This window comes from Amycolatopsis sp. NBRC 101858, from assembly GCF_030269325.1.
Classification (GTDB): Bacteria; Actinomycetota; Actinomycetes; order Mycobacteriales; family Pseudonocardiaceae; genus Amycolatopsis; species Amycolatopsis ponsaeliensis.
The window spans coordinates 493,241-512,522 of record NZ_BSTD01000007.1 but is presented as its reverse complement, the minus strand read 5'-3'; the positions used below and the strand labels follow the sequence as shown (position 1 = coordinate 512,522).

The following is a 19,282-nucleotide window of genomic DNA, read 5'->3' as shown; positions in this document are numbered from 1 at the left end:
GACGTCATCGGAGGCGGAGGAAGATGGCGGCGATGGTGAGTCCGGCCTTGTGGTAGGCGGCGCGGTTGGCGTAGCGGGGCGCGCCAGCGCGCGGTTTGGCGTTGATCACCTGCCGGTGAGCCCGCCATCGCCGAGGACTTGCTCGACCACTTGCGGGACACGCGCCAGGACCCGGCGGGCCCGGGGCATCGCCGCGACGATGTTCCGGGCCCGCCCCGGTTCACGGCGTCAAGTAGCAGGACTTCGCGATCCCCGGCAGCGGGTCCGTGCCGAATGCCGCGGTCGTGCACGGCGTTCCGCCGGTGAACGTGCGGTACACGAACGCTCCCCGTGCGCCGTACGCGACCGTTCGCTGTCCGGCGAACCCGCAGGTCGCCCCTTCCGCCGCACACGACGTTGCGTAGCCGGGTGGGCTGCCGTCCCTCGTGTAGCACGCCTTGGCCTCGCCCGGGATCGGGTCGCCGCCGAAGGAACCGTTGGCACAGCCGACCGTCCCCGAGGCGGTGGCGTACCGGAAGGCACCGAACGCGCCGTACGCCACCGGCTGGCCGCTGACGGCCGGACAGGAACCGCCCTCGGCCGCGCACTGGCTCCAGCCGCCCGCGGGTGGTCCGGCCGGGGCGAGGTAGCACGTCTTCGCGACGTTGGCGATCGGGTCGCCGAAGACGGCGTTCGTGCACGGGGTGCCGGCGCTGAACACCCGGTAGGCGAACACCCCGTTCGCGCCGTAGGCGATGGTGCGGCCGTACCCGGTGAACGAACAGGTGCCGTTCTCGGCGGCGCAGGCCGAGTACCCGGCCGGGCCGCCGAGCGGTGCCACGTAACAGGACTTGGCCAGGTTCGCGGCCGGGTCGGTCCCGAACGCGTCGTTCGTGCAGGCGGTCGCCGAGGTCGCGGTCTTGACCGTGTACGTCCCGGCGCCGTAGGCGACGCCGCGGGTGCCGGAGAAGGCGCACTGACCGCTTTCCGCCGCGCAGTGGGTGAAACCGGCGGGAAGACCGGCGGCGGCAGGCAGCAGGGGAGGGGCCGGGTTGCCGAGACCGGTGGCGGTCACGTCGTAGGTGCCCGGCGCGACGCCGGTGAGGTAGACGTAGTCGCCGTCCTGCGAAGCGGCACTGATCCCGGGGCGAGGCGTGAAGGTGTTGCCGCTCCACACGACCGCGCCGTTCACGGACACTGAGATGTTCGCGCCACCCAGCTTGGGCACGCCGATCCGGCCCGTCGTGCCGCCCGGGCTGCCGAGGTGCGCGGTGTAGGTGCCGGCGCCGGGATCGCGGGACCAGGACGCGTTCACCGGCCCCTGCGGAAGCGTGATGCGGCCCTCGGCGCTGGTGAGGTCACCGGGGTGGGGGACGAACCGGTACTGGCCCACCTGGGTTTCCGGCGCGGTGCCCAGCACGGCGAAGGTCAGCGCGGAGGTCGGGCCGCTCGACCAGCCGTGCGCCATGCTCATGAACGACCCGCCGTAGGCCGGGCTGCCGTCGGCGTTGATGCCTTCCCAGAAGGTGCTCTTGGTGCCGACCGGGCTGGTCAGCATGTGGCCCCAGGTGCGGCGGATCTGGGCGAGGGCGGTGAAGTCGTCACCCGCGGCGAAGTGCGCCTGCACCTCCATGCCGCCGGAGAAGGGGTGCACGCCGCCGCCCCACTCGGGGGTCGTCGCGCCGAAGGCGTTCCAGCGCCCGGCGAGGGCCCGGACGATGCTGGTGGCCTTCGACGGCGAGTCGGTCAGGCCGTACCAGACCGCGAGCGAGTTGCCGTCCTGCGGGTACAGGCCGCTGGCCGGGTTGTCGCGGTACATGCCCGCACCGGAGTCCCAGAGCCGGGCGTTCGCCGCGGCCTTCAGCGCGGCCGCCCGGTTCGCGTACGTGGCCGCCAAACCGCTGTCGCCCTTGACGGTCGCGAGGGAGGCGCCGCCGGTGAGCGCGGCGTAGAGCAGCGCGTTGGCCTCGATGTTCTCGCCACCCTGGCCGGCGCGTGCCCAGTCCTGCGTCGCGGTCACGTTGAGCAGGTTGCCCGAGTCGATCTTGCCGAGGATGAACTGCATCCCGCGGGTGTAGTTCGACCACACCGAGTCGAGCCAGGCCCGGTCGGCGGAGTACGTGTAGTACAACGACGTCCCGAGCAGGGTCCACGTGTGGTAGGTGTCCGACCCCTTGAGGTTGAACACGGGGCCGGACCACGGAATCTCCCCGCTGGCGGCCTGCGCGCCGTACATGGTCGACAGCGCGTTCCGGGTGGCTTCCAGCTCGTTCATCGACGCGTAGGCGGTCGGGACCGAGATGCCGAGGTCACCGGGCCAGACGGTCCGGTCGCGCTTGGCGCCGTCCACCAGCACGGAATTGCCCACGCCGACCACGGCGCTGTTGTCCCATTCGGACGACGGCGGTGGCCAGGCCCGGCCCTGGTCGCTCGCGATGATGTTGGTCTGCACGGTGTACGCGCCCGCGTACCAGATCCGGTTGAGCAGGTCGTCGCTCGAGTAGAAGTAGTTCGCGTACGCCGCGGGGTTCGGTTTGCCCGGCGCGGGCGTGAAGGCGAGGGACACGCCGGTGAGATCCACCCAGCCCGTCGTGTCCAGGAAGACCGTCAAGTACCGGAAGCCGCCACGCAGTCTCGCCGCCGGCATCGTGTAGGTCCCGTTGGTGGGGGCGTTCCCGTGGATCGCGCCGTCGGCGTTGCCGCCGCTGCTCGCGTCGCTCGTGCGTCCGATGTAGAGCGACGACTCGGTGAACGCGAGCCCGGCCCGCTGGCTGCCGCTGGTCGCGCCGAACGAGAGCGTGGCGATCCCGCCGACCTCCTTGCCGAAGTCGAGCGTGATCGCGGAGTTCGTCCCGGAGAGCCGGGTCGCTTGCCCGGTCAGCACGTTCTGCGGGTTGGCCACCGAGCCGGAAGTGCCCTGGACGGCGACCGGCCGCACCGTCCGCGACGTCGGCGAAAGGTTCAGCGCCTCGAGCGCCCCGGGCGGGGGCGCCAGGGCGGCCGAGGTGCGCGGCGGAGCGCCGGCTTCGACGGGCGGTGTGGCCAGGAGAACCAGGAGCAAGGCAGCGGCCAAGCCGGCGGAACGCATGGCGACCTCCAGGATTGGAACGTTTCAAATCCGGACCGGACGAGGTGCTGCGAGCGAGCGGAGCACAAGAGGGCAGATTGGTCTAGACGAGTTCGTTCCCGCCAGGGTGCTCCACGCCGGAGACCATGTCAATGCCCAGCCGGCCGGGAACTCAGCTGTAGGCCTCGAACCGGGCGATCTGGCCGGCCGGCCACCCGGTGTTGCCGGTGCAGGTCAGGCGGAGGAACCGGCGGCTGCCGGCCGGAACGGTGATGGTGACGCTGTTGCCCCGCGCCGGATCGAAGACGTACCCCGTCGCGGGAACGAGGGTGGTGAACGTGGTGCCGTCGGCGGACCCCGACACGGCCAGCGTCTGCGTCCGGGTGCCCCACGCGCTCGACGGCGGCACGGCCACCACGATCCGCGTCACCGCGGTGGCCGTCCCCAGGTCGACCTGGAGCCATTGGGGGAACGCGTTGTTCGCGCTTTCCCAGTAGCTGTCGGCGTTTCCGTCCACGGCGTTGCCCGAGCCGTAGTTCTGGGTGTGGCTGCTTTCGGCGGTGGCGCGGCCGCGGGCGAGGTCGGTCGAGCCGCCGGTGGTCAGCGTCGGCGAGGTCGGGCGGGTCGGGGTGAGCGGAATCTGCCCCTTGAGCATGCGGCCGCCGTCGGCGGTCAGGCGCAGGTAGTAGTCCGACGAGCACGCCGTCCCGTCTTCGTCGAGCGCGAGCAGGCCGGCGGGGGACATGGCGGCGGTTTCCGCGGTCTTCGCGATCTGGTTGCCTTCGCCGTATTCGTCGAACATCGAGATGTAGATGCCCTGCGCGCCGGCGCGCACCATGTTGTAGAACTGGCGCCACATGAAGTCGCCGTGGGCGCGCTGGCGCCCGGAGACGTCGCCGGGCAGCACGCACGGCTGGTAGTCGATGCCGTGGGCGGCGCAGTCGGCCGCGTCGGGGACGTTGAGGTTCGCGTACATCCAGTCCGAGCCGGCCACGTCGCCGACGGCGCCGACCATCCACGGCGAGATCATGTTGAACGCGCGGTAGACGTCGCCGAAGCCCGGCCGCGAACCGCCGTCGCCGGTGCGCCATTCCCGCGGCACGCCGCCGATGACGTAACAACCCTGGCCCTTGAACCAGTTCACGACGTCGAGGCAGGTGCTCGCGTCCCACGGGTGGTTGCCGTCGTTGTAGCCGAAACCCCAGATGCAGACGACCGGTTTGCCGTTCTGGCGGGCGTAGGCGGGCGACGCGGTGTGCGCCGACATCTTCGCCGTCCAGTCGGCCTTCATCTCCGGCTGCATGTTCGCCCAGCCGGTGGCGTCGTACATGATGTAGAACTTCCGGCCGTGCGCCTCGGCGGCGCTGCGGACCTTGGCGGCCATCGCGTCGCGCGTCGGGCCTTCGCTGCTGTTGGGGTTGAAGCGTTGCAGCGCGGCGGTGTCGCAGCCGTTCTGCTGCATCCACAGGAAGTGCGTGTCGACGGTTTGCTGGTCGTAGGAAGAGAAGAGGGTGGCGGGCTGCCCGTTGCCGAGGCTGCCGTAGGCGGTCGGGTAGGTGCGGGTGTACTCGCGCATGTCCGGCCAGGCCTTGATGACGTTGTTGCCGGGCGACGGGGTCTGGCTCCAGTTCTGGCTCCAGTGCCACCAGCCGCCGATCGGCGCGCCGTCGCCGGCGCAGGCGAACCAGCCCTGGTACCCGACGGTGATCTTGCCGACGACGTCCCCGGGCGAGCCGGCCGCCGCGGCACCGGGGGCACCGGCGAGGGACAGGGCGCCCCAGGCCGAAGCGGCCGCGGCCGAGCCGATGAACGTCCTGCGCGAGATCGCCATGCCCGTTCCTCCCGCCACGCTGCACGAGTACGTCTGCCGGTGAGAGGACTGTAGGTCTTTGGCCAAGAAGTGGCAATACTCGTATTGATTTCTGAAATTTTCCGATCGAATCACGCAAGATGTTGCCTGGCTCCGGCAGTGGTTGACCTCGATCTCAGTCCAGGTTTTACCGTGGTTCTCATGGCAGAGAACCTCGTCCGCCGAACCGACTTGTGGTCGTCGGCCGACCTGGCGCGGCTCGACGTGGCCCGCGAACTAGAGATCGCCGTCCGGCAGGCCGACGGCACGCTGCGGCGGGCGGTGCCGGTGTGGGTCGTGTGCGCGGGTTCGCACGTCTACGTCCGGACCTGGTACCGGCGCGACACCGGGTGGTTCGGCCAGGCATTGCGTACCCACCGGGCGCGGATCGGGGTCGAGGGCTGGGAAGCCGACGTCGCGATCGAGGACGTCGGCCTCGAGGACCGCGCCGCCGTCGATGCCGCTTACCGCGTCAAGTACGGCCGCTTCGGTGAGGGATCGGCCGGAGACATGGTGAACGATTCCGCCGCGGCCACGACCCTGCGGCTGGCCCCGGTTCCGCGCGCCTGAGCTTCCGGTCGGTCAGCTCACCGGCGCGAAGCTCGCTGCCGGGTTCCGGATCCGCGCCCGGCGGCCGGGAGGTCGCCGACCACCCGGCGGCACAACCGGGTGAGCGTCTCGCGCAGCTCGTCGTCGGAGAGGTGGTCCAGCCGGCGGTTCACCACGCCGAGATCGCTGATGAGCCAGTACGCGGCCCGCTCGTCGACCGTGGGGTCCGGCCCGAACATCAGCTCGAGGCCGCGGTGGCTCAGCTCGTCGAGCTCGCGGCTGATCCGCTCGTGGCGGCGCACGATCGGGTCGTGCCGGCTCATGGGGGCGAGCGTGCGGTAGGCGGTCACGACCTGCTCGACCCACGTGGTGATCAGGTAGTCGACGCGTTCGGCGCGGTCGGTGATGCGCTCGGCCGCTCGGAGCCGCTCGGTGAGCGCCGCCACGGTGGGGGCGAGCAGCTCTTCGAGGATCGCGATCTTGGTGCGGAAGTAGTAGTAGACGTTGGCCTTCGTGACGCCCATGGTGTCGGCGATGGTCTGCAGCGAGGTGGCGTCGAAGCCGTGTTCCAGGAACAGGCTCCGCGACGTGTCGAGCACTGCCTGCCTGGTCCGCTCGGCCTGAGCCGCCCTGGTCGCCGCCATGCGGTCATGCTAACCGCACCCGGCGGCCAGGGCTTCGACACGTGGCGGAAACCCTTGGCGGACGCGGGTTTCCGGGTCGGGCCGTTCCCGCGCGGGGCAGGGGCGCAGTCGTGGTGCTACGCTGGTTTCATTAGCCGATTGGCTAATGAAACTGAAGGAGGGCAGCATGGCGGAAACGGTGCTGGTGACCGGCGGGACCGGCTACGTGGCCGGCTGGTGCGTCGCGGAGCTGCTCGGCCGCGGCTACGACGTGCGGGCGACCGTCCGCGACGCGAGCCGGGGCGAGCGCGTCCGGCGCGCGGTCGCGACGGTGTCGGACCGGGTGGACCACCTCGAGTTCGCCGTCGCCGACCTGACCGCCGACGACGGCTGGAAGGCCGCCGTGGACGGCTGCGACTACGTCCTGCACGTGGCCTCCCCGCTCGGCGCGGACGAGGCGAACACCGGGGACGAGGAGCAGGCGCTGCTGGTCCCGGCCCGCGACGGCACCGTGCGCGTGCTGCGCGCCGCGGCTGCGGCCGGTGTCCGCCGGGTGGTCATGACGTCGGCGGCGAACACCGCCAGCCCGGCCTCCTACCGCTCCGAAGGGGTCACCGACGAGACACTGTGGACGGACCTCGCCACCCCGAAGCTCCCCGCCTACCGGCGGTCCAAGACCGCGGCCGAGCGGGCGGCGTGGGAGTTCATGGACTCCTGTGAGGGACCGATGACGCTCGCGACGGTCCTGCCGGGCGCGGTGTTCGGGCCGCTGCTCTCGCCCGACACGCTCGGGTCGGTGCGGATCATCGCGCGGATGCTGTCCGGGGCGATGCCGGGCACGCCGCGCATCGGCCTGGAGGTCGTCGACGTCCGGGACCTCGCCGACGTCCACGTCCGGGCGATGACCGCCCCGGAGGCCGCCGGGCAGCGCTTCCTCGCGACCGGCGAATTCCTGTGGATGCACGACATCGCGGTCATCCTGCGCGAAGGCCTCGGCGACGCGGGGGCGAAGGTGCCCACCCGGCAGCTGCCGGACTTCGCCGTCCGCGCCGCGGCGCTGTTCGACAAGTCCCTGCGCGACGTGATGCCGGGCCTCGGCCGCCGCAACCGCCACAGCACCGCGAAGGCGAAGCGCCTGCTGGACTGGGCGCCCCGCCCGGCCGCGGCCAGCGTCCTCGACTGCGCGCGCAGCCTCCTCGACCACGACGTCGTGGTCTCCTGAACCACGGCGTGCGTGCCACGGGTCAGCTCGACGACGACGGCCGGTTCAGGTCGTCGAGCGGAACACGTGGTCGCCCGGACCCACGCGGAAGGCGGCGTACCCGTCGCGCACGCCCTCGAACCGGGCGCCCGGGGGAGCCTGCACGGCCCGGCCGGGGACGAAGACCTCGGCCGTCGCCCCGGCCGGTACGGCGGTGCGCAGCGTGAACCGGCCCTGGTCGCGGGTCCAGGCCGAGCTCACACGGCCGAGCGGCGAGTCGACGTACGCGGACGCGTTCGTGAGACCGCCGACCGGGTAGGGCCGGATCCTGATCGCCGTGTAGCCGGGCGCGGCCGGCTGGATCCCGGCGACGCGCTGGTACAGCCAGTCGTCGACGGTGCCGAGGAAGGCGTGGTCGTGCGACCGTGAGGTGGCGCCCCACTCCTCCCACATCGTCGTGGCCCCGAGCTCCTGGAACCAGTAGCCCCAGCCGGGGTAGGCCGGGTTGGTCGCCACCTGGTAGGCGAGGTCGCCGTAGCCGGCGTCGGTGAGCGCCGGGAGGATGAGCTTCGTGCCCAGCGCGCCGGTGTTCAGGTGGACACCGCGCGACCGGATGTCCTGGACGAGGTGGGCGGCGACGGTCGGGCGGTCCGCCTCAGGCACGATGCCGAAGCTCAGCGGCAGCAGATTGGACGTCTGGCGGTACCCGGCCGCGCGGTCGTCGTAGTAGGCACCGGCCGCCTTGTCGAAGAACGTCGCGTTGAGGGCGTTCGCGATCGTGCCCGCCAGGGCGTCGAAGTGCGCGGCATCGGCGCCGTGACCCAACGCGCGCGCGATCCCGGCCATGGTGGTGGCGGTCTTGTGGAGGTAGGCGGTGCCGGAGAGCCGGGTGCCCTCCGGCGGGTTCGCCGCGCCGGGCGCGAGCCAGTCGCCGTAGCTGAAACCCGTGTAGACGTTGCCGGTCTTGGCGATGTCGCGTTCGTAGAAGCCGAGCCACGCCTTCATCGCGTCGTAGTTCTCCGCGAGCGCGCGCGTGTCACCGTAGTACCAGTACAGGTCCCAGGCGATCAGCACGAAGCTCGCCGACCACACCGGGTCGGTGACCTTCTTGCCGCCCACCGTCGCGGGCACGGTCTGGCCGACCGACCCGTCCGGGTTCTGGTCGTCCCGGTGGTCGCGCAGCCAGTTCTCGTAGAAGTCCTGCATGTCGTAGCTGGCGACGGCGGAGTCGGCGGACAGGAAGGCATCCGCGGTGTAGGGCCGCTTTTCGTACATCGGGGTGTCGGTCGGCACCGAGTGCAGGTTGTTGAGGATCGTGTTCGCCTGCGCGTCGTGGTAGCGGTTGAACAGGTCGCTCGAGCTGGTGAAAGCACCGGTCCTGGTGACCGCGGTGTGGACGCGCTGCGCGGTCACCGCATCGACGGTGACGCCTTCGGGTGCGGTGACCTGGACGTACTGGAAGCCGGCGTAGGAGTAGCTGGGGGTGAACGTCTCCGGCCCGCTGCCCTTGAGGATGAACGCGTACTTCTGCAGCTGCATCCCGAAACCGCCGACGTTGTCGACGGTGCCGTCGGCTTTCAGCTTCTCGCCGTAGGTGATCGTCACGGTGGCGCCGGCCGGTCCGCGCGCGGTGACACCGGCCCAGCCCGCGGTCGGGGAGCCGTAGTCGCGCACCGTCGTCCCGGGGGCGGGGGTGGTCACCTTGGTGGCCGGGAGCGTGCCGGTGACCTTGATCGGCGGGAACGACTGCGCCCGGAGCGCACCCGCGGGCGCCGGGACGACGCGGGCGGGGCGCCAGCCGGAGTCGTCGAACCCGGTGTCGTTCCAGCCCGGTTGCGCGAGCCGGGCGTCGTAGGTTTCGCCGAACCACAGGGATTCCGCCGTCGTGGGACCGTCGGCGAGCGACCAGCTCCCGTCGCTGACGACGCGCCCGCTCGTCCCGTCCGCATAGGTGATGTCGAGCTCGAGCTTCAGCTTCGGCTCGCTGTGCCACGGCGAGCTCAGCCACTCGTCCGGGTTGGTCATCGCGTAGTAGCCGCGTCCCAGGCTCACGCCGATCGCGTTGTCGCCGGAGCGCAGCGCCTGGGTCACGTCGTAGGTCGCGTAGAGGTCCGTCTTGTCGTAGACCGTGAACGCGGGGTCGAGCTCGTGGTCGCCGACCCGCCGGCCGTTGAGGTAGAGCTTGTAGTAGCCCAGACCGGCGATGTAGGCACGGGCGGACCGGATCGGCTTCTTCGCCGTGAAGTCCTTGCGCAGCAACGGTTCCGGCGGGGTCGTCGTCGTGACGGAGTTTCCCCAGGGGCCCGATCCGTAGGCGGCGGCCACCAGCGACGCCGGCCACGCCGAGTCGTCGAAGTCCGGTTGCCGCCACCCCGGGGTGTCCGTGTCGGACACCTTCCACGCGGTGTCGGTGACGATGTCGGCCGGGCTCGCGTCCGCCGTCTCGAGGTGCAGCTTGCCGACGAGCCCCGACGGCCCGGGTTGGGCGTTGGCGGCCTGGATCGCGAGGACGTTGCGCCCGGGACGCAGTTCGGCCGTGAGGTCGACGTCGACGGCCGTCCGCCACGAGTCGGCGACCTGGGGCGAGGCCGCGACCTGCTTTCCGTTGACGTGGAGGACGAAGCTGTCGTCGGCGGTCAGCTGGAAGTGGGCCGCCGTGACGCGGGCGCCGGCGGGCAGGTCGACCGTCCGCCGGAAGTACCGCGTGCCGACCGGCGCGGAGTCCGCCGGATTTCCCTGGGGGTACCAGATCCAGCTCGCTCCCTGCAGCGAGGTGGTGACCGGCTCCGCGCGCGCTCCGATCCAGTCGCCCTGGAAGTCCTTGCCGTCCAGGAAAGCGGTCTCGAACCACGCGGCTTCGCTCCACGCCGACGCCCGCCGATCGGCGTCCCAGACACGGACCCGCCAGGAGTACCGGGTCCGCGGGCGCAGGGCGGCGCCGGCGTACTCGACGTCGAACGACTTCGCCGACGAAACCCTTCCGCTGTCCCACACGTCGCCCGCCCGCCCCGGCGCCGAGGACACCTGCACCTCGTACGCCGACTGCCGGCCACCGGCCACGTCCGGGTTCAGCGTCCAGCCGAGCCGGGGCTTGGCGACGTCGATGCCGAGCGGATCCGCCTGGTGCTCGACCGTCAGCGCCCCGGGCCGCAGGTCCCGCGCCCCGGCGACGGTGCCCGGGTCGGCCAGCACCGGGGCCGTCCCGAGGACGGGCATGGCCAGCACGACCACCAGTGCGGCCGAGATTCCCGTCATCCGCGATCTCATCGCACTGTCCTCCGTCGTCGCAGGGCGTGGCCGCGGCCTTGAATCGTTTCAACCCGCCGCGATGGAGAAACGATATAGCGCTTCTCCGGAAGTGACAACGGCCGCCGGGTCAGGGGCGCGCGAGGATGCCGCGGATCAGGACGTCCACCGACCAGGCGAACCGCTCGTCCCCGGTGCCGGACATGATGTCCGCCCGGGCCGCGTGCACACGGGGGTACTCGTCCGCCGACACCCGGTCGACCGCCTGGGCGACCGGGCTGTCCGGCGCGGCGGGGTCCAGGCCGTAGGCGTGGCCCGCCGCGGCCGCGGCCATCGACATCGTCAGCATGTCGATGGCCCACGCGGCGGTCGCCGGCTCGACGCCGGCTTCGTCCAGGATCTCGAGGAGGGCTTCGGCGATGCGCAGCGCGTTGGGTCCCACGGCGACCGTCTGGAAGGCCAGCTGGGCAAGGGCGGGGCTCTTCGCCAGAACCTCCGCGTAGGAACGAAGAAGCCGCTCGAGCCGGGCGCGCCACGGCTCGCCGGCCGCGCCGACGGTGACCTCGTCCAGCGCGTGGTCGAGGACCAGTGCCTGCAGCTCGCTCAGGTCGTCGACGTAGGCGTAGAGCGAAGCCGGGCCCGTGTCGAGTGCCGTGGCGATCTTGCGCAGGCTCATCCCGCCGCCGTCCTGCGAAATCTGGCGCAGCGCCTCCGCGACGATCGCGTCGCGGCTCAGCGGGGGCTTGGCCGGCCGGTTGCGGCGGCTCGCTACGTGCGATGCGCGGAAAGGGTCGCGGGACGGCATCGGCCGACGGTATTCGTCACGAACACCGTTCGTCAAATCACGGTCGATTCCTTGACGAACGGTGTTCTAGACGAATACCCTTCGTCAGTGCCGTACCGGACGAACGGAGAGCTGAACCCATGCCGACACCCAGCATCGCGATCGTCGGCGCAGGCCTGAGCGGACTGGCCTGCGCGCGAATCCTCCAGCGCAACGGGAGGGCCGTCACCGTCTACGAAGCGGATGCGACGGCCGCCGCCCGTCAGCAGGGCGGTTCGCTCGACATCCACGCCGACACCGGGCAGGTCGCGCTCGCCGAGGCCGGCCTGCTCGAGGCGTTCCGCGAACGCACGCACGCCGGCGGGGAAGCCGTCCGCGTGCTCGACAAGAACGCCCGGGTCCACGTCGACCACCGGGAGCCGCCCGGCGGCAACGGCCGGCCGGAGATCGACCGGAAAGCCTTGCGGCAGCTGCTCATCGACTCGCTCGAGCCGGGCACCGTCGCCTGGGGACGCAAGGTCGTCGCCGCGGGGCCGGGGCCCGGACTGGAGTTCGCCGACGGCAGCGGGGTGCGTGCCGATCTGGTCGTCGGAGCCGACGGCGCGTGGTCGAAGGTCCGGGCCCTGCTGACGCCGGTCAAGCCCGCCTACACCGGGATCACCATCGTCGAGATCCGGCTCTCCGACGCGGCCACCGCGCACCCGGACGCGCTCGCCCTGACCGGCCGGGGCAGCCTTTTCGCGCTCTCGGACGGCAAGTACCTCGGCGGGCACGGCGGGGACACCATCGCCCTCGGCTGCGGCTTCCGCGTCCCCGAAGACTGGGTCTCCGCCGGCGGGATCGACTGGGAGTCCCCGGCTGAGGCCCGCGAGGCGTTGCTGAGCCGGTTTCCCGACTGGGATCCGTCCCTGACCGGGTTGATCCGCGACTGCGACGACACGATCCGGCCGCGTCCGATCCACGCCCTGCCGATCGGGCTCACCTGGGACCGGGTCCCCGGGGTGACGGTCGTCGGCGACGCCGCGCACCTCATGTCGCCGTTCGCCGGCGAAGGAGCCAACCTCGCGCTGATCGACGGAGCCGATCTCGCCCGGGCGATCCTGGAGCACGACGACCTCGACACCGCGCTCGCGGTCTACGAAAAGAAGATGTTCCCCCGGGCCGCCAAGTCCGCGGCCGCGTCGCAAAAGGGCCTCGACCTCATGTTCGCCGACGGGCCGCCGCGGAAGATCATCTGGTTCTTCCGGGCCATGGGCCTCGTTTCGCGGCTGACCCGGCCGTTCGAGCGCGTGTTCGCGGCGGGGAGCCGCGCGAAATGAAGGAACATCGGATGGACCGGGACCTGGCCCTGGGCGCCGTCGAACTGACGGTCGCCGACCTCGGCCGCAGCGTGGAGTACTACACGCGCGACATCGGCCTGCGCTTGCTCGACCGCGACGGAGACGGTGCCCGGCTGGGCGTGCCGGGGCGTGCGTTCGTCGTCCTGCGCGAGCGCCCCGGTGCGGAGCCGCCGCCGTCGTCGAGCAGCGGGCTCAGCCACTTCGCGCCGCAAGTGCCCACCCCGGCGGACCTGGCCCGGTTCGTCCGGCACTACACGGCCCGGCACACCGGATTCCAGCTGACCGATCACGTCGTCGCGCGCTCGTGCTACGTCGTGGACCCGGACGGTCACTGCGTCGAAGTCACCTCCGCCCGGCCGCGGGAGGAGTGGCGCTGGCAGGACGGCCGGCCGGTGCTCGTCGCCGATCCCTTGGCGATGACGGACTTCTCCGGCGAACCCGGCTGGGACCGGCCGTTCGACGGCCTGCCGGCGGGCACCGAGCTCGGGCACGTCCAGCTCAAGGTGACCGACCCGGAGCTGGCGGCCACGGAGCCTTTCTACTGCGACCTGCTCGGCTTCGCCGTCGAAGGCCGCTTGGGAACCATGTTCCTGGCGGTCGGGGTCGTCGAGCACCGCGCGCTGCTGGTCTTCACCAACCGGTTCAGCCCGGACGGGGGTGCGCCCGTGCCCGAGGACAGTGCCCACCTCGTCGGCGTCGACCTGGTGCTCCCCGAGGCGGCCGACGTGCGCGAGCTGGCCGGGCGGCTCGCCGCGGCGGGCTACCCGCACGAGCTTGCGGCGGACGTGCTGCGGGTGCGGGACCCGTCGGGAAACCTGCTGCGGTTCACCGCGGGCCGGCTCTTGCCAGTTCTTTGACACCTGTCTATAAAGTTCACGTGAGCATCGGCACCACCGACGGGCGCGAACTGCGCGCCGTGCGTTCGCGCGCGGCGCTGTTCGCGGCCGCGGTCGAGCTGGTGTCCGGGCGCGGCAGCGCGAACGTCCCGGTCACCGACCTCGCCGAAGCCGCCGGGGTCAGCCGGCAGCTCGTCTACCTGCACTTCGCCGACCGGGACGCGCTGCTGGTCGCCGCGGCGACCGACCTCGCCCGGCGGGAACTGGTGCTCGGCGAGCAGTCGGGCCGGGCCGCCGTGCTCGCCACGGCCCGGCACTTCGCCGCCCACCGCGCGTTCTACCGCGCCCTGCTCACCGGCCCGTGCGCCTTCGCGCTGACCACCGCCCTGACCGAGCTGCTCGCCCCGGGCAACCGCCAGGTGGTCCGGGCGCTCTTCGGTGACCAGGTGCCCGCCGCGACGGCGGACGACCTCGCGGTGTTCCTCACCGGCGGCGCCGGCGCGCTGATCAACGCCTGGCTGCTCGGCGACGAAGACCCCCTCGATCCCGAAAAGCTGACCAACCGCCTCGTCCGGCTCATGCACACCCTCGGCGGACTTCCGGAAGGGGACCGATGACCCACCCCGAACTCGCGATGGACCTGGTGGCCCGGCTGGAAGTCCGGATCTCCGAACCGATCGACGCCGGGATGACACCGGCCGGGCACCGCCGGGTCATCCCGATCACCGGCGGCACCGTCACCGGCCCGCGGATCACCGGAGAAGTGCTCGGCATCGGCGCGGACTGGAGTGTCGTGCGCGGCGACGGCGTCGCGGTCGTGACGGCGCAGTACCTCATCCGCACCGACGACGGCGTCGTGCTCACGGTGACCAACACCGGCGCCTTCACCGCGCAGGGGATCGTCACGACCCCGCGCATCGAAGCGCCCGAAGGCCCGTACTCCTGGCTGAACGACGCCGTTCTCGTCGGCACGCTCGTCCCGCGGCTGGAAGACGCCCGGCCGCTCGGGGTTTCGCTGGAGTTCCACCAGGTCCGCGTGAAGTGAGGTCGCCCGTGTCGATCCTGTCGAAGCCGTTCGTCGCCGACGGCGTGGCCCGCCTGATGGGGGCGGCCGCCGCCCGCGCGCTCAAACCGCGGCCGCTGTTCCCCGAGATTCCCGGCCGTACCACGGAAATCGCGGTGCCGACCCGGCACGGGCCGATGCCCGCCACCCTCTACCGCCCGCGGGAAGGCGTTCCGGCGAAAGGTGTGTACGTCAACGCCCACGGCGGCGGGTTCGTGGTGGGCGGCCCGATCGGGGACGACCCGCTGTGCCGGTACCTCGCCGAGCACGCCGGGGTGTTCGTGGTCAACGTCGACTACGCGCTCGCGCCGGCGCGGCGGTTTCCCGTGCCGTGCGAACAGGTCTTCGACGCGCTGGCGTGGGCGGCCGCGCCCGAGCGGGAGTGGGCGGGCGCACGGCTGTGCGTCGGCGGGCAGAGCGCCGGCGGCTCACTGGCGGCCGCGGCGTCCCGGCTCGCGCTGCGCGAGGGCGGGCCGGAGATCGCGGTGCAGGTGCTGCACTACCCGCCGCTCGACCTGGTCACCCCGGCCGCGGCGAAACCCGCGTCGCCGGGCGTCGTGATCCGGCCGTGGATGGGGGAGGTCTTCGACACCGCCTACATCCCCGACGCCGCCCGTCGCACGGACCCGCTGGCGTCGCCGGCGTGGGGGAGCAACGGTGACGGCCTGGCGGGTATCGCGCCCGCACTGGTGATCACCTGCGAGCACGACCGGCTGCGCGCCGAAGCCGTCACCTACGCCGGCAAGCTCGCGGAGGCCGGTGCGCTGGTGGAGCACTACGACATCCGCGGCGTCGACCACGGGTACGACCTCATGGGCGGAGAACCCGAGCTGGTCCGGCGGGTGTACGCGTTCCTGGCCCTGCACGTCGAACGCGCGGTGAGCGGGTGACGGCGCGTCAGCGCCAGGGCATGTGCTGCAGGCACCAGGTGTTGCCGTCCGGGTCGGCGAAGTAGGCGTAGAGCACGCCGCCCATGTCTTCGACGGGACCGACCTCGACCCCGCGCTCGACGAGCTGGGTGCGTGCCTGCTCGATGTCGGCGACCACCAGGTGCAGCCCGCGCATCGCGCCCGGCGGCAGGGCGAGCGGCTGGACGCCTTCGGTGAGGGAGATCGAGCAGGCCGAGCCGGGCGGGGTGAGCTGCACGATGCGGACGCCCTCGGCCGGGCGGACGTCGACGTCGAGGGCGAAGCCGGCCTGGTCCCGGTAGAAGGCGATGGCCCGGTCGAGGTCCGAGACCGGCACCGGGACGAGTTCGAGCAGGAACGCGCCCGGGGGCACGGGCGGGTTGCCGGGGGCGTTGACGACCTCGGAAGCGTCGGGGATCTCGAAGACGTTGTCGCTCATGAGTGGTCTCGTTTCTCGTGGTCGAGCAGGGAACTGAGGCGGTCGTAGGATTCGCCGGCCCCGCGTCGCATCGGGGTGCGCACGACCTGGTCGCGGATTTCCGGTGACGGGTACCGCACGGTGACGGTCATGGTGGTGTGGCCATCGGCCTCGGCCAGGACGGTGGTGACGAGCGCGGCGCCTTCGGGCCAGCCGCGGTGGATCTCGGTCTGCACGAGCCGCGCGGGCGGCTCGACTTCGCGGAATTCGCCGTACATCTCCATTTCCGCGCCGCCGGGCCCGTGGGAGACGAACCGCCAGGCACCCCCGGGCCGCAGGTCGACTTCGCAGCCGGTCAGGTGCCAGCCGCGGGCGCCGTGCCAGCGGCGCAGCAGGTCGGGCTGGGTGAGGGCGGCGAAGACGAGGTGGGCGGGAGCGGCGAAGGACCGGGTGAGCACGAGCCCGGTGTCGCCCGCTTCGGTGACCTGAAGGCCCGGGAGCGTCATGGCTGCAGGTCCTTCAGCAGGTCGTCGAGCTGCCGGTAGCTGGCTTCCCAATAGTCCCGGTAGCCGGCCAGCCAGGCGGTGGCGGCTTTGAGCGGTTCGGCCACCAGGTGGCACGGCCGCCGCTGGGCGTCCCGGCCGCGTTTCACCAGCCCGGCCCGCTCGAGCACCCGGAGGTGCTTCGACACGGCGGGCTGGCTCATCGCGAAGGGAGCGGCGAGCTCGGTGACGGTGGCGTCGCCGGTCGCGAGCCGGGCGAGGATGGCCCGCCGGGTGGGGTCCGCGAGGGCGGCGAAGGTCGCGTCCAGGGTGCTGCTCGTGCCCATTGATAACCTTTCGGTTTTGTAACCGAGTGGTTTATATAGGCTGTTCAGGGGCGGTGTCAAGCGGTGCGTTCGCCCGGAGGGGGTTCCACGCGTGTCATTCATCGGCTATCGTCGATGAACGATGGAAGGAGCTGCCGTGCTGAGTCGGGATACCGCCGGGATCTACGCCGGCTGGTTTCGCGCGCTCGCGGACCCGACGCGCGTGCAGATCGTCACCCTGCTCGCCGAAGCCGGCGGGCCGATGACGGTGGGGGAAGTCGTCGAGCGGGTCAGCGTGGGGCAGTCCACCGTCTCCGCGCACCTGAAAGTCCTGGCCGGCGTCGGGTTCGTGCTCGTCGAACCACGCGGGACCGCCCGGCTCTACCGGATCAACCAAGAGTGCGTCTCCTGCTTCCCGAGCGCGGCCGACGTCGTCATGGGCCGGGGTGTCCGGCCGTTCGCCGAAGCCGGAGAGGCGGCCGGATGAACCCCGACCGCGATGCCGTCCGGGACCGGTACGCCACCGCCGCCCGGCGAGCCCTGACCGGTGCGGGAACCGGCCTGCTCACCGGCGACCGGGATGCCGGCCGGCTCGGCGCCGTCCACTACGCCGGCGTGGAACTCCCGGACGAGGTGACCGCCACGAGCCTCGGCTGTGGCAACCCCCTGGTCGTCGCCGAGTTGAAGCCCGGCGAGACCGTGCTCGACCTCGGGTCCGGCGGCGGGCTGGACGTCCTGCTGTCCGCGCGCCGCGTCGGGCCGGACGGGCGGGCGATCGGCCTGGACATGACCGACGACATGCTCACCCTCGCCCGCCGGCACGCCGAGCAGGCCGGCGTGCTCAACGCGGAGTTCGTCAAGGGCACCATCGAGCAGATCCCGCTGCCGGCCGCCTCGGTCGACGTCGTCATCTCCAACTGCGTCATCGCGCTCTCGCCCGACAAGCCCGCCGTGTTCGCCGAAATCGCCCGGGTCCTGCGGGCCGGTGGGCGTCTCGGCGTCGCCGACATCGTCGCCGACGACACGCTCACCGACGCCGAACGCGCCAGGCGGGCCGGTGCGGTCGAGTGCCTCGGTGGCGCGCTCACCATCGGGCGCTACCGGATGCTGCTGCGCGAAGCCGGCTTCGCCGACATCGAGATCGAGCTGACCCACGAGGTCGGCGACAAGCTCCACTCCGCGATCATCCGCGCCACCAAAACGATCCCGGTCGTGGCGATGACAGCCGGGCACGCGGATCGAGTGCCGGCGATCTACCAGGCCGGGCTGGACACCGGGCAGGCGAGTTTCGAGACCGTCGCGCCCGACTGGAAGACCTGGGACGCTGTGCATCTCCCGGACCACCGCTTTGTCGCCCTCGACGCCGCCGGGAGTGTTGTCGGCTGGACAGCGATCAGCGCGGTGTCTTCGCGGTGCGTCTACGAAGGCGTTGTCGAGCACAGCGTGTACGTCGATCCCGAGGCGCGGGGCCGCGGAGTCGGACGGGCTCTGCTGGCGGCGTTGATCGCCTCGACCGAGAGCGCGGGGATCTGGACGATCCAGAGCGGCGTGTTCCCCGAGAACACCGCGAGCCGGGAACTGCACCGCCGCGCCGGGTTCCGCGAGATCGGGATCCGCGAACGCGTCGGGCAGCACCACGGCTTCTGGCGCGACGTCGTCATGATCGAGCGGCGCAGTACGCGCGTCGGCACCTAGGGAGCGGGTTACTCAGTTGCAGCAGCCTTCGGGCTTGGCGACGTCGTTCGTGCAGCACGTCGCCGGGGTGACCAGCGCGGCGCTGTCGCTTCCGTACGCCGCCGAGTCGCCCTTCACCGTGTAGACCTCCCACGGCTCCTTGCCCGGCCCGTGCACCCACACCTTGTCCTGCACCGCGTAGCAGCACGTCGTGTCGTCCTCGGTGAGCGTCTCCAGGCCTTCGCCGGTGAGCCGCTGGGTGGCCGCGTTGACCTGGTCCGTGGACTCGACCTCCACGCCGAGGTGGTCCATCACCGTCTCCTGGCCGGGCTCGCCTTCGAGCAGGACCAGCTTCAGCGCAGGCTCCTCGACGGCGAAGTTCGCGTAGCCCGGCCGGAGCTTGGCCGGTTCGGTGCCGAACAGCTTGGAGTAGAAGTCGATCGAACCCGCCAGGTCGCCGACCCGCAGGGCCAGTTGCACCCTCGACATCGCTGCCTCCGTTGATAGATGGATGTCTAAGCAGATTGCCCTCTATGTAGAAACCTGTCAATATAGAGGCATGTCGAAGCAACTGCCGCTCGTCGCGATGGACGCCTGCTGCGCGCCCCTGGTGCGGGAGCCGCTGACGCAGGACCAGGCGGTCGAGTTGTCGCACCTCTTCAAGGCGATGGCCGACCCGGTCCGGCTGCGGCTGCTGTCGCTGATCGCGTCCCACGCGGGTGGCGAGGCGTGCGTGTGCGACCTGACCGACGCCTTCGACCTGACCGGCCCGACCATCTCCCACCACCTCAAGGTGCTGCGCGAATCCGGGCTCATCACCGGCGACCGGCGCGGCACGTGGATCTACTACCGCGTGCACCCGGAGGTGCTGACGCGGCTGTCGGCGGTGCTGACCACCACCGGCGAAGCAGTCACGGCGTGACCTCCGTCGACACCG

The 19,282-nt window shown here is 71.6% G+C and carries 19 protein-coding genes; 10 read left to right on the top strand and 9 right to left on the bottom strand.

All coding sequences use genetic code 11. From position 1 onward, the window contains the following. Positions 1-220: 220 nt before the first annotated feature. Together QSK39_RS45745 and QSK39_RS45740 are read right to left on the bottom strand one after the other, a co-directional pair. Positions 221-3,067 carry an alpha-L-rhamnosidase-related protein gene (locus QSK39_RS45745; RefSeq protein WP_285484081.1) on the bottom strand — a complete coding sequence of 949 codons (2,847 nt, stop codon included), beginning with the start codon at positions 3,065-3,067 and terminating at the stop codon, positions 221-223. A 151-nt stretch (positions 3,068-3,218) separates the two neighbouring features. Further along, complete coding sequence (locus QSK39_RS45740; protein ID WP_285484080.1) at positions 3,219-4,877, bottom strand: glycoside hydrolase family 99 protein; 1,659 nt, start codon at positions 4,875-4,877, stop codon at positions 3,219-3,221. Between the two features lie 180 nt (positions 4,878-5,057). Here QSK39_RS45740 and QSK39_RS45735 point away from each other — a divergent pair, with 180 nt between their 5' ends. After that, a complete protein-coding gene (locus QSK39_RS45735; RefSeq protein WP_285484079.1) occupies positions 5,058-5,465 on the top strand; it encodes a DUF2255 family protein in 408 nt (135 codons plus the stop codon). A gap of 17 nt (positions 5,466-5,482) precedes the next feature. Here QSK39_RS45735 and QSK39_RS45730 read toward each other — a convergent pair whose 3' ends face one another. Next, positions 5,483-6,088 carry a TetR/AcrR family transcriptional regulator gene (locus QSK39_RS45730; RefSeq protein ID WP_285484078.1) on the bottom strand — a complete coding sequence of 202 codons (606 nt, stop codon included), beginning with the start codon at positions 6,086-6,088 and terminating at the stop codon, positions 5,483-5,485. Between the two features lie 166 nt (positions 6,089-6,254). On the opposite strand from QSK39_RS45730, the gene QSK39_RS45725 reads away from it, so the two are divergent. After that, positions 6,255-7,289, top strand: a complete 1,035-nt coding sequence (locus tag QSK39_RS45725) for an NAD-dependent epimerase/dehydratase family protein (protein WP_285484077.1) — start codon at positions 6,255-6,257, stop codon at positions 7,287-7,289. A gap of 45 nt (positions 7,290-7,334) precedes the next feature. On the opposite strand, the gene QSK39_RS45720 is transcribed toward QSK39_RS45725, so the two are convergent. After that, positions 7,335-10,523, bottom strand: coding sequence for a family 78 glycoside hydrolase catalytic domain (locus tag QSK39_RS45720; protein WP_285484076.1), 3,189 nt, complete (start codon positions 10,521-10,523; stop codon positions 7,335-7,337). A 121-nt stretch (positions 10,524-10,644) separates the two neighbouring features. Then, positions 10,645-11,319, bottom strand: a complete 675-nt coding sequence (locus tag QSK39_RS45715) for a TetR/AcrR family transcriptional regulator (protein WP_285484075.1) — start codon at positions 11,317-11,319, stop codon at positions 10,645-10,647. 119 nt (positions 11,320-11,438) lie between these two features. Here QSK39_RS45715 and QSK39_RS45710 point away from each other — a divergent pair, with 119 nt between their 5' ends. Genes QSK39_RS45710 through QSK39_RS45690 form a run of 5 tightly spaced genes read left to right on the top strand, consistent with a single transcriptional unit; the run spans position 11,439 to position 15,427 of the window. Then, a complete protein-coding gene (locus QSK39_RS45710; protein WP_285484074.1) occupies positions 11,439-12,617 on the top strand; it encodes an FAD-dependent oxidoreductase in 1,179 nt (392 codons plus the stop codon). Positions 12,618-12,628: 11 nt separating this feature from the next. Continuing rightward, complete coding sequence (locus tag QSK39_RS45705) at positions 12,629-13,495, top strand: VOC family protein (protein WP_285484073.1); 867 nt, start codon at positions 12,629-12,631, stop codon at positions 13,493-13,495. A gap of 20 nt (positions 13,496-13,515) precedes the next feature. After that, entirely contained in the window at positions 13,516-14,091 is a 576-nt protein-coding gene (locus QSK39_RS45700; protein WP_285484072.1) for a TetR/AcrR family transcriptional regulator, read from the top strand. After that, positions 14,088-14,519: a DUF3237 family protein gene (locus tag QSK39_RS45695; protein WP_285484071.1), complete on the top strand. Its 432-nt coding sequence runs from the start codon at positions 14,088-14,090 to the stop codon at positions 14,517-14,519. Before QSK39_RS45700 ends, QSK39_RS45695 begins: the two co-directional genes overlap by 4 nt. Positions 14,520-14,527: 8 nt before the next feature. Next, positions 14,528-15,427 carry an alpha/beta hydrolase fold domain-containing protein gene (locus QSK39_RS45690; RefSeq protein WP_285484070.1) on the top strand — a complete coding sequence of 300 codons (900 nt, stop codon included), beginning with the start codon at positions 14,528-14,530 and terminating at the stop codon, positions 15,425-15,427. Positions 15,428-15,434: 7 nt separating this feature from the next. On the opposite strand, the gene QSK39_RS45685 is transcribed toward QSK39_RS45690, so the two are convergent. Genes QSK39_RS45685 through QSK39_RS45675 form a run of 3 tightly spaced genes read right to left on the bottom strand, consistent with a single transcriptional unit; the run spans position 15,435 to position 16,692 of the window. After that, complete coding sequence (locus tag QSK39_RS45685) at positions 15,435-15,884, bottom strand: VOC family protein (RefSeq protein WP_285484069.1); 450 nt, start codon at positions 15,882-15,884, stop codon at positions 15,435-15,437. Beyond that, positions 15,881-16,369: an SRPBCC family protein gene (locus QSK39_RS45680; RefSeq protein ID WP_285484068.1), complete on the bottom strand. Its 489-nt coding sequence runs from the start codon at positions 16,367-16,369 to the stop codon at positions 15,881-15,883. Before QSK39_RS45680 ends, QSK39_RS45685 begins: the two co-directional genes overlap by 4 nt. After that, positions 16,366-16,692 (bottom strand): ArsR/SmtB family transcription factor, encoded by a 327-nt coding sequence (locus QSK39_RS45675; RefSeq protein ID WP_285484067.1) that lies wholly within the window; start codon positions 16,690-16,692, stop codon positions 16,366-16,368. The genes QSK39_RS45680 and QSK39_RS45675 overlap by 4 nt, the downstream gene beginning before the upstream one ends. A gap of 136 nt (positions 16,693-16,828) precedes the next feature. On the opposite strand from QSK39_RS45675, the gene QSK39_RS45670 reads away from it, so the two are divergent. Both QSK39_RS45670 and QSK39_RS53200 read left to right on the top strand, forming a co-directional pair. Further along, positions 16,829-17,158, top strand: a complete 330-nt coding sequence (locus QSK39_RS45670; protein ID WP_285484066.1) for an ArsR/SmtB family transcription factor — start codon at positions 16,829-16,831, stop codon at positions 17,156-17,158. Then, positions 17,155-18,366 (top strand): GNAT family N-acetyltransferase, encoded by a 1,212-nt coding sequence (locus QSK39_RS53200; protein WP_353051119.1) that lies wholly within the window; start codon positions 17,155-17,157, stop codon positions 18,364-18,366. Before QSK39_RS45670 ends, QSK39_RS53200 begins: the two co-directional genes overlap by 4 nt. Positions 18,367-18,378: 12 nt before the next feature. Here the strand turns inward: QSK39_RS53200 and QSK39_RS45655 are convergent, their stop codons facing one another. Then, the gene (locus QSK39_RS45655) at positions 18,379-18,834 is read right to left on the bottom strand and encodes an ArsI/CadI family heavy metal resistance metalloenzyme (RefSeq protein WP_285484065.1); all 456 of its coding nucleotides are present in this window, start codon (positions 18,832-18,834) and stop codon (positions 18,379-18,381) included. Positions 18,835-18,904: 70 nt separating this feature from the next. Here QSK39_RS45655 and QSK39_RS45650 point away from each other — a divergent pair, with 70 nt between their 5' ends. Then, positions 18,905-19,267: an ArsR/SmtB family transcription factor gene (locus tag QSK39_RS45650; protein ID WP_285484064.1), complete on the top strand. Its 363-nt coding sequence runs from the start codon at positions 18,905-18,907 to the stop codon at positions 19,265-19,267. Positions 19,268-19,282 lie beyond the last annotated feature (15 nt).